The organism is Mycobacterium shinjukuense (genome assembly GCF_010730055.1).
Taxonomy (GTDB): Bacteria; Actinomycetota; Actinomycetes; order Mycobacteriales; family Mycobacteriaceae; genus Mycobacterium; species Mycobacterium shinjukuense.
Genome location: NZ_AP022575.1, coordinates 3692495 through 3708837 on the forward strand (window position 1 = coordinate 3692495; position 16343 = coordinate 3708837).

Below are 16343 nucleotides of genomic sequence, written 5' to 3' on the forward strand. Positions count from 1 at the left end.
CCACGACCGGACGAACTGGGAAATATTTCTTCGCGGTCCCTAGACCTCAGGCCCAGTTAACCCGCATACTCCGAAGCGGTCCTCAATGCCGATGGACCGCTACGACGGGCAAAGGAGCACAGGGTGAAGCGTGGACTGACGGTCGCGGTAGCCGGAGCGGCCATTCTGGTTGTGGGTCTTTCCGGATGTTCGAGCAACAAGTCGACTACGGGCGGCGGTACCACGACTGCCGGAGGCACAACGGCAAGCCCCGCCGCCGGCGGGCCAAAGGTCATCATCGACGGCAAGGACCAAAACGTCACCGGTTCGGTGGTGTGCACCACGGCAGCCGGCAATGTCAACATCGCGATCGGTGGAGCGGCGACGGGCATCGCCGCCGTGCTCACCGACACCAACCCGCCCGAGGTGAAGTCCGTCGGGCTGGGCAACGTCAACGGCGTCACGCTCGGATACACATCGGGTACCGGCCAGGGCAACGCCACGGCCACCAAGAACGGCAACACCTACAAGATCACCGGCACCGCCACCGGGGTTGACATGGCCAACCCGATGTCGCCGGTGACCAAGCCGTTTGAAATCGACGTGACCTGTTCCTAACCCGCGGCGCCTCCTCGGGCCCGGCACCGGACCCGAGGAGGCACAATCAGGCCACCCGCGGTGACCTAGAGCTGGTAAGCGTGCGGTTGCCACCCGTTAAGTGGCAGCCGCACGGTGAACTCGGTATGACCGGGCCGGCTGTTCAGCGTGATCGTTCCATGGTGCGCCTTGACCACGGCGGAGACGATCGCCAAACCGAGCCCGGTGCTGCCGCCGTGGCGGGAGCGTGAGGTATCGCCGCGGACGAACCGCTCGAACACCTCCGACTGCTGCGCCACCGGTACGCCGGGGCCGTTGTCGATCACCTGCAGCACGGCGTGGCACGGCTCTGTGCACAGCCGTGTCGTGACGACGGTGCCGGCGCCGGTATGGACGCGGGCGTTGGCCAGCAGGTTGGTCAGCACCTGATGCAATCGCGGCGCATCACCGGGGACCACCACCGGTTCGGGGGGCAGGTCGAGCTCCCAGTGGTGATCCGATGCGGCGACGTGTGCGTCGCTGACCGCGTCGACCGCCAACCGGGACAGGTCCACCGGTTCGCGTTCCAGCGGCCGGCCCGAGTCCAGGCGGGCCAGCAGCAGCAGGTCCTCGACGAGGCGCGTGATCCGATCGGTCTCGGACGCCACCCGGCTCATCGCGTGTGCCACCGCCGCACGATCGTCACCCATCCGCTGCGCCAGCTCGGTGTAACCGCGGATCGCGGCCAGCGGCGTACGCAGTTCGTGGCTGGCGTCGGCGACGAATTGGCGCACCCGCGTCTCGCTGGCCTGTCGCGTCGACAGCGCCGCGGCGATGTGGTCGAGCATCCGGTTCAGCGCCGAACCGAGTCGACCGACCTCGGTGTAGGGATTCGCGTCGGGCTGGGGCACCCGCACGGGCAGCGCAACTTCGCCGCGGTCCAACGGCAGGTCGACAACCTCGCTCGCGGTTTGCGCGACGCGGCGCAACGGCGCCAGCGCCCGCCTGATGATGACCACGCCCGCGCTCGTCGCGGCGACCAGCGCGATCACCGTGAGGATCCCGAAGATGACCAGCATCTGGAACATCGTGGCGTCGACGCCCGCCATCGACAGACCGGTGACGATGACGTCGGCCCGGTGGCGGCTCGGGGCGGCCACGACACGATACCGGCCGAGGCCGTCGAGGTTGAGGGTGACCGGTGTGCGGCTGCCGGCGATCCGTTCCAGCTGCGCCTGCGCGGTTGGGGTCAACGCGGCCCGGGTGCCACTGCTGGTCAGATATCCCGCGTCGACGGTCCTGCCGTTGCTGACCACCGCAGCGACCATTCCGGCCGGCTGGCCCGGCGCATCGAGGAACCGGGGGCCGGGGCCGGCCCTGGTGTAGCGCGGTTCGTGGCGACGGGGCAGTTCGGGATACAGCAGCGCGGAGCGGTAGCTGGTGCCGCTGAGCTGCCCGTCGAGCTGTGCCAGCAAGTGATGGCGCAGCGCCAGCTCGGTGGCCGCGGTGATGCCCAGACACACGATGGCCAGCACCACGATCTGCCCGACCAGAAGCCGCAGCCGAAGCGACCAGACTCGCCTAGCCTCAGCGGGCCGGCTTGAGGACATAGCCGGCGCCGCGCAGCGTGTGGATCATGGGTTTGCGGCCGTTGTCGATCTTCTTGCGCAGGTAGGAGATGTACAGCTCGACGATATTAGACCGGCCACCGAAGTCGTAGCTCCACACCCGGTCCAGAATCTGGGCCTTGCTCAGCACCCGCTTGGAGTTGCGCATCATGAACCGCAGCAGCTCGAACTCGGTGGAGGTCAACGTGACCGGCTCGCCGGCGCGCGTCACCTCGTGGCTGTCTTCGTCCAGCACCAGGTCCCCGACCACCAGTTGCGCGCCGCCGTCGGCTGTGGTGACCCCGGTGCGCCGCAGCAGCGCCCGCAGCCGAAGCACCACCTCCTCGAGGCTGAACGGCTTGGTGACGTAGTCGTCGCCGCCCGCGGTGAGCCCGGCGATGCGATCCTCCACCGCGTCCTTGGCCGTCAGCAGCAACACCGGCAACCGGGGATTCTGCTCGCGCAACGCCTGAAGCACGTCGAGGCCGCTCATGTCGGGCAGCATCACGTCCAGTACGACCACGTCGGGGCGCTGCGCGCGGGCCGCGGCGATGGCCGATGAGCCATCGCTGGCGGTGACGATGTTCCAGCCCTCGTAGCGCAACGCCATCGACACCATCTCGGCGAGGACAAGTTCGTCGTCAACGACCAGTACGGTGACCGGCTGTCCGTCGGCACGGCACATGACGACGCGCTCAACCCGGGTTTTGGGCACGGTCACGGCTTCCAGTGTCCGCGGCCGGCTAAACCGAAGCTAAGCCGTTGCTATGTGCAGGCTGTGAAATAGCGCGGTGCTGGCCGTCCGGGGTGCTTCGTGGCGGGCACTACGGCTGGCGGGACGCGAGCCACGCCGCGGCCCGCCGCTTCGACACCCGGGACAACCATGCGTCCTGCACCAGTTCGGTCAATTCCGACACGCTGACCTCCGCTAGTCGACTGGCCCGCACGAGCACCGAGGGATGCCCATCGAAGCGCTCCGTGGTGAAAAACGGTGAAGCCGGATCCTGCACCAGCGCGAGCTTGTCGCTCTCCGATTCCACCCAGAGCATGATCACGTCGGTGTAGCGGTCACCGGTGACCGGATCGGTCGCGTCCGGTTGTGGGGTGCGAAAGAACACGAACGACCTGCCGCCCACCTGATAGATCGCGTTGCCCTTTGGTCCTTCCACGCGTTTGACGTGCGGCATCGACGCAGCGATCCGGTGCACATCGCCGACTTCGGCGGGTCGATCGGACATAGCCGCGACATTACCCACCGACTGCGGCGACGGCGGGCCAACGGCCGGTAGCATGGGCGACACGTAGCGCGGGAAGGGTGGTCTGACGCAGCGTGGTCGACACTTTGTTCGCCGACGTCTCCGAATACCAAGTGCCCGTGGATAACTCATATCCCTACCAGGTTCTTTCGATTCGCGTGTGCGACGGCACCTATCGCGATCACAACTTTGCGCTCAACTACGCATGGATGCGCGCGGCGTTGGACAGCCGGCGACTGACCTTCGGAATCGTCTACACCTATGTCCGCCCCAACTGGTTAGCCAACGCCAATACCGTGCGCACGATGATCGACGCCAACGGCGGCTTGCACCGCCGGGTGGCGTTAATGCTCGACGTCGAATCGGGCGGTAACCCGCCGGGCGACGGGTCCAGCTGGATCAACCGGCTGTACTGGAACCTAGCGGATTACGCGGGATCCGCGGCGCGAATCATCGGTTACGCCAATGCCTATGACTTCTACAACATGTGGCGGGTGCGCCCGCCCGGCCTGCGTGTCATCGCGGCGGGTTACGGATCCAACCCGCACCTTCCCGGACAGGTCGCCCACCAGTACACCGACGGCTCGGGTTATAGCCCCAATCTGCCGCAGGGCGCTCCGCCGTTCGGCCGCTGCGACATGAACTCCGCCGATGGCCTGACCCCACAACAGTTTGCCGCCGCGTGCGGCATCACCACGAACGGAGGACCGCTGATGGCGCTCACCGACGAGGAGCAGGCCGAACTGTTGACGAAGGTCCGTGAGATCTGGGATCAGCTGCGCGGGCCCAACGGCACCGGCTGGCCACAGCTGGGCCAGAACAGCCGAGGCCAGGATCTCACGCCCGTCGACGCGATCGCGGCGATCAAGAACGACGTGGAACGTCTCCAGCCGCCGACATGACGAGTGTTACCGGACCGGTCGGCCGTACTGAAACGAAAAGGGCTGGCGGCATTGCGTCTTCGAGACCGTGGGGGACGCTGGGGCTCGGCCCGTTCGTCAAGGGTGACCTACGCTTTTTCCAGACGTTGCACAGGCCTCGGAGGGGGATGCGATGACGCGCTACCACAGCAAGTGTTCGCCCACCACAGGAAAGCGCTCGCCGCGGGCGACCTGGACGAGATCGTCGCCGACTACGCCGACGACTCGGTGGTGATCACGTCCCGGGCCGTTGCGCGCGGCAAAGCCGGTATCCGGGAAGTGTTCGTCAACTTGCTCGCCGACGTGCCCAACGCGGCGTGGGATGTGAAAACCCAAGTCTTCGAAGGCGATGTGCTCTTTCTGGAGTGGTCCGCCGATTCGGCGCTCAACCGGGTGGACGACGGCGTCGACACCTTCGTGTTTCGCGACGGCGCGGCGGCCCCAACTGGGCCGACGACGCTACCCGACGTGGTGTCGGTGTCCTCGTAGCGCGCGAGGTTCACTGCGGCGTTGTCATCACGCTGGTGACGTGCCAAGCAACCGTCGCATTGCCGATGTTCGTCCCAGCCGATGTTCTGCACATGCCGACACAAGTGACAGGTTTTCGACGACGGGAACCAGCGGTCTGCGACCACCAACTCCGACCCGTACCAGCGGCTCTTGTAGGCCAGGTGCCGGCGCGGTGTACCCAGGGCGGCATCGGAAAGTCCGCGCCGGCGGGCACGGCGCCGGGCAAGCACCTTCTGTCGCTGCATCCCTGCGGCGTCCAAACCTTCAACCACGATACGGCCGTGAGTTATGGCCAATCGCGTTGTCAGGGCATGCAGATGATGGGTGCGGACATCGTTGACCCGGCGATGCAGCCGGGACACCTCGGTGGTGCGCTCACGATAGCGGCGTGAGCCTTTGGTGCAGCGGGAACGAGCCCGGGGGCGCTGCACCAGCACCCGCACGCTCGCGTCCAGCCGGGCGCCGTTGCGCCGCACGCTGATGTGCCAGCACCCGCGCCCGGCCTTTAGCGATCAGGCGCTCGACGCGGCGGGTGTTCTCATGGGTGCGGACGGTGCCAATCACCGGCAGCCTCAGATGCCGACGGTCGGGCTCGACGCGCATCGCCCCGGTGGCGAAACAGACCCGGTCAGCTAAAGCTAAAGCGGGCCGATCCCCGGGCGGCCTGAGCCAGCTGCGCCTGGGTCGACGTATCGACCGAGGTCAGCCTGCCTACCGCCCACCCTGCAACGACGCGTTCGCGGCTTCGGTGCTGGCATATGCCCGCCCGGCCGCGCTCATCGCCTGCACGAACTGGTCATGCACGACCGCCGCCTGTGCACACAGCCCCTGATACATCTGTCCGTGCGCCCCGAACAGGGCCGCCACCGCCGCCGAGATCTCGTCAGCACCCGCGGCTAACACGCTCGTGGTGGGGGCCGCCGCCGCCGCGTTGGCGGCGTTGATCGTCGAACCAATGCCGGCCAATTCCGTCGCCGCCGCCTTCAGCTGCTCTGGCTGTGTAAACAAAAACGACATGGCAGGCCCTTCAAAGAATTTGCGTGTTGGGAATGAACGAATCGTATTGAGCACGAGCCGTATTGCAATCAACGTTATATCACCGAGTTCTAACCGTTATATAACAGTTATAAGAGGTGCCCTTATTGTCAACGAGATTTACAGAGGCCGCCGACGAATGTCGATCTGATTGACACACCGACGAAAACTTTGGTCGGGCCCGCGTAACCGGCGCCGACGCGCAGGTCTGCGTCATATCGGTCGCGGGGCGGCCGTCGACGACACCTGCGCGACGACGAACACCGTTGGCCCCGCGCCGCCTTGGTCCAGTGTCACCTCCGTGACGCAAGCCCGCGGCGGGTCTCGCTCGCACGTTCGTAGGGACCGGAACCAGGGTGACCCCGCGTGCGCGGCGGCACGCGCCCCGGTGCGTGCGGTGCATGGCCTCCTGTTGTCTCATTCGCCTCACGCGTTCCGGCACGGCGGGCACTGTGCAGGCCGGTCTATCGGGTACATGTGGGGCAGATGAGGACGGTGTGACGCGTGAGCAGGCCGTCGGCCCGCCGCGACCCCGAGGGCCTTACCCTCGCGACCACCGGTCGGTAGCGCCGGCCAGGCCGGCCACCGGCCTCGCTAGCCTCTGGTCTGTGAACGTAGGAGATTCGGTCAGGCAGTCACTCGATCACTGGGCTCGACAGGAGTGGGAGCGGGCCATCTTTCACGCCTGCGACGCCGTCAACGGAACAGGCAAGAAGCGTTATCCGCAGCTGGGTGTTGCCACTCGGTTCAAGCGCACGATTCGGGACTCGTTGGACATCTTCCATGCGATGGCCGCACCCGGTATCGACTTCGACCGGACCCGCTTTCCCATCGAGGTGAAGTCGGACCTGCCCGACGGTCGTCCCGACATCGCCGACGTCTTGTTCGGCATCCACCGCTACACCCACGGCCACGTCGACGAACTGCCCAAGGGATTCGAATTGACTCGCCACGGATCTCCCGACGTTGGTGTGCACATCTGGCGGGACGGGAAGATCCAGCTTCCCGCCGGGGCCATCCTCGGGCTATTGGCGATCGCCGTGTTCGCGCCGGAGAACAAGGGCGAAGCGATCCCCATCAACTATCAGCTCAGCTGGTACCAGCACAACTTTCAGATCAACGGCTGGTGGGGCTGGCAAGATCACTTTCGCGAGATCATCAGCGGCGCCCAGTTCTCCCGGGTGACGCTGAGCTTCGACAACCGGTGGGACGATTGGTCACCTATTTGATTCGCGAGCTTGCCGTGAGCGCGCCCGAAGGGATTCGAACCCCCAACCTTCTGATCCGTAGTCAGATGCTCTATCCGTTGAGCTACGGGCGCCGATATTCGGTTATCTGCGCGGCGGAGGCGAGAGGATTTGAACCTCCGGTCCCCTTGAAGGGGGACAACTCATTAGCAGTGAGCCCCATTCGGCCGCTCTGGCACGCCTCCATGGACGTACTGAGGGTACCCGACCCCGGAACCGCGCAGCCGCCGAAGGCATAGGCTACACAGCCACAACATATGCTGTCGAAGTGACTGCCCGCCTGCGGCCCGAGCTGGCCGGGCTGCCAGTTTACGTCCCCGGCAAGACCGTGCCCGGCGCCATCAAACTGGCCAGCAACGAGACCGTGTTCGGCCCGCTGCCCAGTGTCCGCGCGGCCATCGAGCGCGCTACCGACGCGGTCAACCGCTATCCCGACAACGGCTGCGTGCAGCTGAAAGCGGCGCTGGCCAAACACCTCAGCGCGGCGAGCACGGCGGATTTCACCGCCGAGCACATCGCCGTGGGCTGCGGCTCGGTCAGCCTGTGCCAGCAGCTCGTTCAGATCAGCGCGTCGGTGGGCGACGAGGTGATCTTCGGGTGGCGCAGCTTCGAGCTCTACCCGCCGCAGGTCCAGGTCGCCGGTGCCATCCCCGTCCGGGTGCCGTTGACCAACCACACCTATGACCTCGGCGCGATGCTCGCCGCGATCAGCGAACGCACCCGGCTGATTTTCGTCTGCAACCCCAACAATCCGACGTCCACGGTCGTCGACCCGGTCGCGCTGGCTCGCTTCGTGCAGGCGGTTCCAGCGCACATCGTGATCGCCATCGACGAGGCCTATGTCGAGTACATCCGCGATGGCATGCTGCCCGACAGCTTGGGGCTGGTCCGCGACCACGACAACGTCGTTGCGCTGCGCACCTTTTCCAAGGCCTACGGGCTGGCGGGCCTGCGGGTCGGCTACGCGATCGGCCACCCGGACGTGATCACCGCGCTGGACAAGGTCTACGTGCCGTTCACCGCGTCCAGCCTGGCTCAGGCCGCGGCCATCGCCTCGCTGGACGCCGCCGACGAGCTACTGGCCCGCACCGACGCCGTGGTAGCCGAGCGCGCCCGCGTCAGCGCCGCGTTGCGGGACGCCGGGTTCAGGCTGCCACCGTCGCAGGCCAACTTCGTCTGGCTGCCCCTGGGACAGCGCACCCGCGACTTCGTGGAGCAGGCCGCCGAAGCGGGCATCGTGGTCCGCCCGTACGGCACCGACGGTGTCCGGGTCACCGTCGGCGCGCCCGACGAAAACGACGCCTTCCTGCGGTTTGCCCGCGCGTGGAACACCGCGGATGCGCGGGAGTTCCGCGACCAACGGTTGGGCGCAAGCGAACCTAGCGGGCCGGGTTGCGGCCGGTGAACGCCACCAGCCGATCCAGCCCGCTGGCATCGTCGGGAACATCGACCGGCTCATCGAATCCGGCGGCGCCGCGCTCGTGCGGCTTGATCAGCTTTCGCGCCAACCCCAGCACGTATTCGGCCAGCGAATCCGACACCTGCACGGAGCGTCCCACAGCGACCCCGTAATCCCAGGCGTGCACCAGGAATTCGATCGAAAAGACCGATACCGCAACCCTGGCGGTCATCGAACCCGGCCCCAGCGCGACCTCGCCTTCCAGGCCGTGCCGGTGCCAGGCGTCCAGGGCCGGTCGGGCCGCGCTGATCACCTGCCGCTCCACCGAATAGGTGTCACCGCTATGCGGGCAATCCGCGAAGTCCGCGCCCACCAGGCCCCCCAGAACCATGATCTCGTTCAGCAGGTGCCCGGTCAGGCCCGCCACGTCGTACTCGGTGCAGGGTGTTGGCCGGGACATGTCGCCGCTGGCGATGGTGCGCAGGACTCGCCGCAGCACCGCGAGCGTGGCTTCGGCGCTGGCCAACTCGTCGGCTGGTGGGGAGTCGGGTGCGGGTCGCAAATCTGGGGCCATGGTGGCCACGCTACGGTCTGGACATGGGCGAAACATACGAATCCGTCACCGTCGAAACCACCGACCAGGTCGCGCAGGTGACGCTGATCGGGCCCGGCAAGGGCAACGCGATGGGGCCCGCCTTCTGGTCGGAGTTGCCGGAGGTGTTCGCAACGCTGGACGCCGACCGAGACGTGCGGGCCATCGTCATCACCGGGTCGGGCAAGAACTTCAGCTATGGCCTGGACGTGCCCGCGATGGGCGGCATGTTCACCCCGCTGATGGCCGCGGGCGCGCTGGCCCGCCCGCGCGCCGACTTCTACACCGAGATACTGCGCATGCAGAAGGCGATCAACGCCGTCGCCGACTGCCGCACCCCCACCATCGCCGCCATCCACGGCTGGTGCATCGGCGGCGGCGTGGACCTGATCTCCGCGGTCGACATCCGCTACGCCAGCGCCGATGCCAAATTCTCGGTGCGCGAGGTCAAGCTGGCCATCGTTGCGGACATGGGCAGCCTGGCCCGCCTGCCGTTGATCCTGGGCGATGGTCACCTGCGGGAGCTGGCGCTGACGGGTAAGGACATCGACGCCGCCCGCGCTGAGAAGATCGGCTTGGTCAACGACGTCTACGAGGACGCCGAGGCCACGCTGGCCGCCGCCCATACCACCGCCGCCGAGATCGCCGCCAACCCGCCGTTGGCGGTCTACGGCATCAAGGACGTGCTCGATCAGCAGCGCACCTCCGCGGTGTCGGAGAACCTGCGCTACGTCGCCGCCTGGAACGCGGCGTTCCTGCCGTCCAACGACTTGACCGAGGGAATCTCGGCGGCGTTTGCCAAGCGCCCGCCGCGGTTCACCGGCGAGTAGGGCCGTGGCGCACGGCAATCGCGGACACGAAGACGGCAAGATCCGGGTCCCGGTGGACCTGGACGCCGTAACGGCGATCGGCGCAGAAGACCACTCCGAGATCGGCGGCGCGGCCGTCGAACGGATCTGGCGGGCCGCACGGCACTGGTACCGGGCCGGCATGCACCCCGCGATCCAGTTGTGCATCCGCCACCACGGCCGGGTGGTGCTCAACCGCGCGATCGGCCACGGCTGGGGCAACGCCCCCACCGACCAACCCGACGCGGAAAAGATCCCCGTCACAACCGACACCCCGTTTTGCGCGTACTCGGCGGCGAAAGCCATCACCGCGACCGTCGTGCACATGCTTGTCGAGCGCGGACACTTCTCACTCGACGATCGGGTCTGCGAGTACCTGCCCAGCTACACCAGTCACGGCAAGCACCGCACCACCATCCGGCACGTGATGACCCACAGCGCGGGGGTACCGTTTCCGACCGGGCCGCGGCCCGACGTCAAGCGCGCCGACGACCACGAGTACGCCCAACAGCAACTTGCCGAGCTGAGGCCGCTGTACCGGCCGGGATTGGTGCACATCTACCACGCGCTGACCTGGGGTCCGCTGGTGCGTGAGATCGTCTACGCGGCCACCGGCAAGGACATCCGCGAGATCCTCGCCGCCGAAATCCTGGATCCGCTCGGTTTCCGGTGGACCAACTACGGGGTCGCCAAGGACGACCTCCCCTTGGTCGCACCCAGTCACGCCACCGGAAAGCCGCTGCCGCCGCTGATCGCCGCGGTCTTCCGCAAGGCCATCGGCGGAACCATGCACGAGGTCATCCCGTACACGAACAAGCCGCTGTACCTGACCACGGTGATCCCGTCATCCAACACGGTCTCGACCGCCAACGAGCTGTCCCGCTTCATGGAGATGCTGCGTCGCGGCGGCGAGCTCGACGGTGTGCGGGTGCTAAGCCCGGAGACGCTGCGCGGCGCGGTTCAGGAATGCCGACGGTTGCGACCGGATTTCGCGACCGGGCTGATGCCGCTGCGCTGGGGCACCGGATTCATGCTCGGGTCGACCAGGTTTGGGCCGTTCGGGCGCAACGCTCCGGCCGCGTTCGGTCATCTCGGCCTGGTCAACGTCGCGGTGTGGGCCGACCCCGAGCGCGCCCTGGCGGCCGGCTTGATCAGCAGTGGCAAACCCGGTCGGGACCCCGAGGCCAGCCGCTACAGCGCGCTGATGAACACCATCACCGCCGAGATACCCCGCGCATCCGCCGGCTTCACGCACTAGCGCCCACCCTGCCCGCGAGCGCGCGCAAAATGCCAGCCGTGCCGGCGTGTCGGCGTACAGACACGGACGCTCGCTGAAGCTGACGCGGCGGTGCGGCGCAGGTGACGGTGGCCGCGGTGGCGGAGGGATTTGAACCCCCGGACGGGTTTCGCCGTCGCTCGCTTTCAAGGCGAGTGCATTAGGCCGCTCTGCCACGCCACCCTGGACAAAGGGTAGGCCAAGGGTGACGGGGCGGTAGCGTGACCGTCATGCACGCCATCGTCGCCGAATCCGCCGATCAGCTGGTGTGGCAGGAAGTTCCCGACGTGTCCGCCGGGCCGGGCGAGGTGCTCATCAAGGTTGCCGCCGCCGGTGTCAACCGCGCCGACGTGCTGCAGGCTGCCGGCAAATATCCGCCGCCGCCGGGTGCCAGCGAAATCATCGGCATGGAGGTGAGCGGCGTCGTCGCCGCGGTCGGTCCGGGGGTCATGCAGTGGGCTGCCGGCCACGAGGTCTGCGCCTTGCTGGCCGGCGGCGGGTACGCCGAATACGTCTCCGTCCCGGTCGGCCAGGTGATGCCGATTCCACCGACCGTCGACGTGGTCGACGCGGCCGCACTGCCCGAAGTGGCCTGCACGGTGTGGTCGAACCTGGTGATGACCGCCCGTCTCGGCCCGGGCCAGGTGGTGCTGATTCACGGCGGGGCCAGCGGCGTCGGCAGCCACGCGATCCAGGTGTCCCGCGCGTTGGGCGCCCGGGTGGCGGCCACCGCCGGGTCGGGCGAAAAGCTGGACCTCTGCCGCGACCTGGGCGCCCAGATCACCGTCAACTATCGCGACGAGGACTTCGTCGCGCGGCTGAAGGAACACACCGGCGGCGCCGACGTCATCCTCGACATCATGGGCGCGTCCTACCTGGACCGCAACATCGACGCGCTGGCCACCGACGGTCAACTGGTCATCATCGGCCTACAGGGCGGGGTGAAGGGCGAACTCAACCTGGGCAAGCTGCTGACCAAGCGGGCGCGGGTCATCGGCACCACGCTGCGGGCCCGGCCGGTGGGCGGCCCGAACGGCAAGAGCGCCATCGTCGCGGCGGTGACCGCCTCGGTCTGGCCGATGATCGCCGGTGGCCGGGTCCGGCCGGTCGTCAGCGCCCGGCTGCCGATCCACCAGGCGGCCGAGGCGCATCGGCTGATGCTGTCGGGCAAGACATTCGGAAAGATCCTGTTGACCCTGTAACCGGGGTCGTCAGCCCAACGACGCCAGCGCGCGCATCAGCTGGTCGACTTCGGACATCGTCGTGTATTGCGCCAGCCCGACGGTGACCGCTCCGCCGACGTCGTTGACGCCCAGCAGGTCGAGCACGCGCGAGCTGGCATTGGCGATCGCCAGAATCCCGTTGTCCGCCAACCGCTGCACCACCCGGTCGGCCGGCACGTCCTGCAGCGCGAAGCTGACCACCGGGATCCGCACCTCCGGACGGCCGAGCAGCACCACCCGCGGCGACGACCGCAGCGACACCATCAGGTACTCGAAGACGTGGTTCAGGTAGGCGGCCGCCGACTGCATTGACATCGCCAGTCGTTCACGCCTGGTTCCCCGCGCCGACTCGTCGAGGGTTGCCAGGTATTCGATGCTGGCGACCACACCGGCCAGCAGACCGAACTGGTGCACGCCAAGTTCCAGGCGCGCCGGGCCGGCGGCGTACGGGTCCGTCGAGACGCCGCCGAAGGTGTTGATCAGCGCCGGGTCGCGAAAGACCATCGCCCCGATCGGTGGACCACCCCAACCGACGGCGTTCACCGTCACCACGTCGGCGTCGGTTTCTCGGATGTCCAGCAACCGATACGGCGCGGCCGCCGAATGATCCACCACCACAAAACCGCCCACGTCATGGACCAGCTTGGTCATCGCCCGCAGGTCGGTGACCGCGCCCAGCGTGCCCGACGCGGAGGTGACGGCGACCAGCCGGGTCGATTTGCTGATCAGGCTCTCCCACTGCCAGGGCGGCAGCTCACCGGTCTCGATGTCGACCTCGGCCCACTTCACCTTGGCCCCGTAGCGGTGTGCTGCCCGCAGCCAGGGCGCGATGTTGGCCTCGTCGTCGAGGCGGCTGACGATCACCTCATATCCCAGGCCCGCGCGCGAGGCCGAGGCTTCCGCCAGCGACGACAGCAACACCGCCCGATCGGCGCCGAGCACGACCCCGCCCGGGTCGGCATTGAGCAGATCGGCCACCGCCTCGCGCGCCGCGTCCAGGATCGCCGCGCTGCGCCGCGCCGACGGGTGAGCACCCAGCATGCTGGAGCCCGACCTGCGGAAGGCCGTCGACACCGTGGTCGCGACGGAATCCGGGATCAGCATCCCCGCGGGCGCGTCGAAATGCACCCACCCGTCACCCAGCGACGGATGCAGTCCGCGCACCCGGGCGACGTCATAGGCCATGCCAGCCACCTTAGAGCTTTCGCACTGTCCGCAAACCGGTGACGGTAAGCGGGCGCCAGCGGCGTTCCGGCCGTTGCGGCGTTCCCGAGCCACGTCACCCGGCCAGCCATACTAGTCGAGTGAGCTTGTGGTTCGGAACGCTGATCGCATTGATTTTGCTGATCGCGCCGGGGGCAATCGTCGCGCGGATCGCGCAGCTGAGCTGGCCGGTTGCCGTCGCGGTGGGCCCGCCGCTGACATACGGGGTGGTGGCGCTGGCGATCATCCCCTACGGCGCGGTGGGCATCCCGTGGAACGGTTGGACGGCGCTGGCCGCCCTGGCCGCGGTGTGCGCGGCGGCCACGGGTTTGCAGCTGCTGCTCGATCGGTTTCGCGACACCGAGGCCGAGGCGCGGGGGATCAGCCGCGGTCCGACGCTTGTGGTCGCGGCCGGGGTGCTGCTGGGCGTGGTGCTCATCGGCTGGGCGGCCTATCGCGGCATCCCGCACTGGCAATCCATCCCAAGCACCTGGGACGCGGTCTGGCACGCCAACACCGTGCGCTTCATCCTGGACACCGGCCAGGCGTCGTCCACCCACATGGGCGAGCTGCGCAACGTCGAAACCCATGCGTTGCTGTACTACCCGTCGGTCTTCCATGCCCTGGCGTCGGTGCTGTGCCAGCTCACCGCGGCGGCGCCGACCACCGGTTACACGCTGACCTCGCTGGCCGCCGCGGTTTGGCTGTTTCCGGTCAGCGCGGCCGTGCTCACCTGGCACGTGTTGCGGTCACCCACCACGATCCGGGCACCGGCCTTTCCGGCCTTTCCGGCCCGGTCGGCGGAATGGCGAACCGCGGCAGCGGCGGCCACCGCCGCGGCGCTGTCGGCGTCGTTCACCGCGGTGCCCTACGTCGAATTCGACACCGCCGCCATGCCCAACCTGGCGGCCTACGGTGTCGCGGTGCCGACGATGGTGTTGATCACCTCGACGTTGCGGCACCGAGACCGCATTCCGGTGGCCGTGCTGGCACTGGTCGGTGTCTTCTCGGTGCACATCACCGGCGGCATCGTCGTCGTGCTGCTGGTGTCGGCCTGGTGGCTGCTGCAGACACTGTGGCACCCCGTGCGCGGCCGGCTGTCCGATTTCGTGACGCTGGCCGGCGTGGCGATGGTGTCCGGGCTGATCCTGCTGCCGCAGTTCCTTAGCGTCAAACAACAGGAAGACATCATTGCCGGGCACTCGTTTCTGACCTACCTCAGCACCAGGCGTGGCCTGTTCGACGCGATATTCCAGCACTCCCGCCACCTCAACGACTTTCCCGTCCAATACGGGCTGATCGTGCTGGCCGTCATCGGCGGTGTGATCCTGCTGGTCAACAAGATCTGGTGGCCGCTGGCGGTGTGGCTGCTGCTGATCGTGATGAACGTCGACGCGGGCACACCGTTGGGCGGCCCGGTCGGGGCGGTGGCCGGGGCACTCGGTGAGTTTTTCTACAAGGATCCGCGGCGGATCGCGGCGGCCACCACCCTGCTGTTGACCTCCGGGGCCGGTGTCGGGCTGTTGGTGACGGTGCTGCTGGTGGTGGCCGGGGCACGACGGGTCACCGACCGTTTCAGACCCCAGCCGGCGCCCGTCTGGGCGTCGGCCACCGTGCTGCTGCTGGTGGGCGCGAGCCTGGTCAGCGCGTGGCATTACTTTCCGCGGCACCGGTTTCTGTTCGGCGACAAGTACGACTCGGTGATGATCGACCGGCGAGACCTGGCCGCCATGGCCTACCTGTCCAAACTGCCCGGCGCCCGCGACACCCTGATCGGCAACGCCAACACCGACGGCACCGCGTGGATGTACGCCGTGGCCGGCTTGCACCCCCTGTGGACGCACTACGACTACCCCGTGCAGGCGGGTCCGGGCTACCACCGGTTCATCTTCTGGGCCTACGCCCGCAACGGCGATGCGGATCCGCGGGTGCTCGAGGCCATCAAGGTCCTCAACATTCGCTACATCCTGACCAGCAGCCCGACGGTCAGGGGGTTCGCCGTGCCCGACGGACTAGTCTCACTAGAGAAATCCCCGTCGTGGACGATGATTTACGACAATGGCGGGGCGCGAATTTACGAATGGCACCGGGATAGCGCGGCGGCGCACCCGTAGATGGCACGCAAGAGGATGGTGACGGGATTGAGTACCGGCAACGATGGCCCGGATACCAACGGCATCGAGGACATCGAGGTTATCGGCGGCGTCGATCCGCGACTCATGGCCGCACCCGACGAGGACTCCGACGAACGCTCCCTGACCGACCTGGTGGAACAGCCCGCCAAGGTAATGCGCATCGGCACGATGATCAAGCAGCTGCTCGAGGAAGTCCGCGCCGCGCCACTGGACGACGCCAGCCGCAACCGGCTGCGTGAGATCCACGCCACCAGCATTCGTGAACTCGAAGACGGCCTGGCGCCGGAACTGCGGGAGGAGCTCGACCGGCTCACCCTGCCGTTCAGCGAGGACACCGCGCCCTCGGATGCCGAGCTGCGCATCGCCCAAGCCCAGCTGGTCGGCTGGCTGGAAGGGCTGTTCCACGGCATCCAAACCGCGTTGTTCGCGCAGCAGATGGCCGCCCGCGCGCAGCTCGAGCAGATGCGCCAGGGTGCGCTGCCGCCGGGAATCGGCAAGTCTGGCCACCATGGTCACGGCACCGGACAGTACCTGTAA

14 protein-coding genes, 3 tRNA genes and 3 pseudogenes are annotated in these 16343 nt (G+C 67.5%); 10 read left to right on the forward strand and 10 right to left on the reverse strand.

What is annotated here, in order from left to right:
* Window positions 1–123: 123 nt before the first annotated feature.
* A complete protein-coding gene (locus tag G6N20_RS16690) occupies window positions 124–597 on the forward strand; it encodes a lipoprotein LpqH (protein ID WP_083046727.1) in 474 nt (157 codons plus the stop codon).
* Window positions 598–662: 65 nt separating this feature from the next.
* Here G6N20_RS16690 and G6N20_RS16695 read toward each other — a convergent pair whose 3' ends face one another.
* From G6N20_RS16695 to G6N20_RS16705, 3 genes are all read right to left on the reverse strand, one after another.
* Complete coding sequence (locus G6N20_RS16695) at window positions 663–2165, reverse strand: sensor histidine kinase (protein WP_083046726.1); 1503 nt, start codon at window positions 2163–2165, stop codon at window positions 663–665.
* Complete coding sequence (locus G6N20_RS16700; RefSeq protein ID WP_083046779.1) at window positions 2143–2847, reverse strand: response regulator transcription factor; 705 nt, start codon at window positions 2845–2847, stop codon at window positions 2143–2145. The genes G6N20_RS16695 and G6N20_RS16700 overlap by 23 nt, the downstream gene beginning before the upstream one ends.
* 139 nt (window positions 2848–2986) lie before the next feature.
* Window positions 2987–3400: an MmcQ/YjbR family DNA-binding protein gene (locus tag G6N20_RS16705; RefSeq protein ID WP_083046725.1), complete on the reverse strand. Its 414-nt coding sequence runs from the start codon at window positions 3398–3400 to the stop codon at window positions 2987–2989.
* Between the two features lie 92 nt (window positions 3401–3492).
* Here G6N20_RS16705 and G6N20_RS16710 point away from each other — a divergent pair, with 92 nt between their 5' ends.
* Both G6N20_RS16710 and G6N20_RS16715 read left to right on the forward strand, forming a co-directional pair.
* Window positions 3493–4320: a glycoside hydrolase family 25 domain-containing protein gene (locus tag G6N20_RS16710; RefSeq protein ID WP_083046724.1), complete on the forward strand. Its 828-nt coding sequence runs from the start codon at window positions 3493–3495 to the stop codon at window positions 4318–4320.
* 102 nt (window positions 4321–4422) lie between these two features.
* Window positions 4423–4770: pseudogene (locus G6N20_RS16715) on the forward strand (nuclear transport factor 2 family protein); the annotation flags it as partial.
* Here G6N20_RS16715 and G6N20_RS22300 read toward each other — a convergent pair.
* Window positions 4686–5478: pseudogene (locus G6N20_RS22300) on the reverse strand (RNA-guided endonuclease TnpB family protein); the annotation flags it as partial. The pseudogenes G6N20_RS16715 and G6N20_RS22300 sit on opposite strands and share 85 nt — an antisense overlap.
* 99 nt (window positions 5479–5577) lie before the next feature.
* Window positions 5578–5865, reverse strand: a pseudogene (locus G6N20_RS22305) (PE family protein); the annotation flags it as partial.
* 626 nt (window positions 5866–6491) lie between these two features.
* Here G6N20_RS22305 and G6N20_RS16730 point away from each other — a divergent pair.
* Window positions 6492–7112, forward strand: a complete 621-nt coding sequence (locus G6N20_RS16730; RefSeq protein ID WP_083046722.1) for a hypothetical protein — start codon at window positions 6492–6494, stop codon at window positions 7110–7112.
* Between the two features lie 19 nt (window positions 7113–7131).
* Here G6N20_RS16730 and G6N20_RS16735 read toward each other — a convergent pair.
* Window positions 7132–7204 (reverse strand) — tRNA-Arg (locus G6N20_RS16735).
* A gap of 22 nt (window positions 7205–7226) precedes the next feature.
* Window positions 7227–7315: transfer RNA gene (locus G6N20_RS16740), tRNA-Ser, on the reverse strand.
* Window positions 7316–7398: 83 nt separating this feature from the next.
* Here G6N20_RS16740 and G6N20_RS16745 point away from each other — a divergent pair.
* Window positions 7399–8535: a pyridoxal phosphate-dependent aminotransferase gene (locus G6N20_RS16745; protein WP_083046721.1), complete on the forward strand. Its 1137-nt coding sequence runs from the start codon at window positions 7399–7401 to the stop codon at window positions 8533–8535.
* On the opposite strand, the gene G6N20_RS16750 is transcribed toward G6N20_RS16745, so the two are convergent.
* A complete protein-coding gene (locus tag G6N20_RS16750; protein WP_083046778.1) occupies window positions 8510–9103 on the reverse strand; it encodes a TIGR03086 family metal-binding protein in 594 nt (197 codons plus the stop codon). The genes G6N20_RS16745 and G6N20_RS16750 overlap by 26 nt on opposite strands.
* Before the next feature lie 23 nt (window positions 9104–9126).
* On the opposite strand from G6N20_RS16750, the gene G6N20_RS16755 reads away from it, so the two are divergent.
* Window positions 9127–9951, forward strand: a complete 825-nt coding sequence (locus tag G6N20_RS16755; protein ID WP_083046720.1) for a crotonase/enoyl-CoA hydratase family protein — start codon at window positions 9127–9129, stop codon at window positions 9949–9951.
* Between the two features lie 4 nt (window positions 9952–9955).
* Window positions 9956–11227 carry a lipase LipE gene (lipE, locus tag G6N20_RS16760; RefSeq protein ID WP_083046719.1) on the forward strand — a complete coding sequence of 424 codons (1272 nt, stop codon included), beginning with the start codon at window positions 9956–9958 and terminating at the stop codon, window positions 11225–11227.
* Between the two features lie 114 nt (window positions 11228–11341).
* Here the strand turns inward: lipE and G6N20_RS16765 are convergent.
* Window positions 11342–11428, reverse strand: a tRNA-Ser gene (locus tag G6N20_RS16765).
* Window positions 11429–11475: 47 nt separating this feature from the next.
* Between G6N20_RS16765 and G6N20_RS16770 the strand changes: the two genes are divergently transcribed.
* Window positions 11476–12447: an NAD(P)H-quinone oxidoreductase gene (locus G6N20_RS16770; protein WP_083046777.1), complete on the forward strand. Its 972-nt coding sequence runs from the start codon at window positions 11476–11478 to the stop codon at window positions 12445–12447.
* Between the two features lie 9 nt (window positions 12448–12456).
* Here G6N20_RS16770 and G6N20_RS16775 read toward each other — a convergent pair whose 3' ends face one another.
* Complete coding sequence (locus tag G6N20_RS16775) at window positions 12457–13653, reverse strand: cysteine desulfurase-like protein (protein WP_083046718.1); 1197 nt, start codon at window positions 13651–13653, stop codon at window positions 12457–12459.
* Window positions 13654–13772: 119 nt separating this feature from the next.
* Here G6N20_RS16775 and G6N20_RS16780 point away from each other — a divergent pair, with 119 nt between their 5' ends.
* Together G6N20_RS16780 and G6N20_RS16785 are read left to right on the forward strand one after the other, a co-directional pair.
* Window positions 13773–15785, forward strand: coding sequence for a DUF6541 family protein (locus G6N20_RS16780; protein ID WP_083046717.1), 2013 nt, complete (start codon window positions 13773–13775; stop codon window positions 15783–15785).
* Between the two features lie 15 nt (window positions 15786–15800).
* Window positions 15801–16343 carry a bacterial proteasome activator family protein gene (locus G6N20_RS16785; RefSeq protein WP_083046776.1) on the forward strand — a complete coding sequence of 181 codons (543 nt, stop codon included), beginning with the start codon at window positions 15801–15803 and terminating at the stop codon, window positions 16341–16343.

What these genes read in the sequence shown, in the direction of transcription:
- G6N20_RS16770 (WP_083046777.1), top strand. Translation starts at nt 11,476, where the DNA reads ATGCACGCCATCGTCGCCGAATCCGCCGATCAGCTGGTGTGGCAGGAA.
- G6N20_RS16705 (WP_083046725.1), bottom strand. Translation starts at nt 3,400, where the DNA reads ATGTCCGATCGACCCGCCGAAGTCGGCGATGTGCACCGGATCGCTGCG.
- G6N20_RS16785 (WP_083046776.1), top strand. Translation starts at nt 15,801, where the DNA reads ATGGTGACGGGATTGAGTACCGGCAACGATGGCCCGGATACCAACGGC.
- G6N20_RS16775 (WP_083046718.1), bottom strand. Translation starts at nt 13,653, where the DNA reads ATGGCCTATGACGTCGCCCGGGTGCGCGGACTGCATCCGTCGCTGGGT.
- G6N20_RS16750 (WP_083046778.1), bottom strand. Translation starts at nt 9,103, where the DNA reads ATGGCCCCAGATTTGCGACCCGCACCCGACTCCCCACCAGCCGACGAG.
- G6N20_RS16695 (WP_083046726.1), bottom strand. Translation starts at nt 2,165, where the DNA reads ATGTCCTCAAGCCGGCCCGCTGAGGCTAGGCGAGTCTGGTCGCTTCGG.
- G6N20_RS16755 (WP_083046720.1), top strand. Translation starts at nt 9,127, where the DNA reads ATGGGCGAAACATACGAATCCGTCACCGTCGAAACCACCGACCAGGTC.
- G6N20_RS16700 (WP_083046779.1), bottom strand. Translation starts at nt 2,847, where the DNA reads ATGTGCCGTGCCGACGGACAGCCGGTCACCGTACTGGTCGTTGACGAC.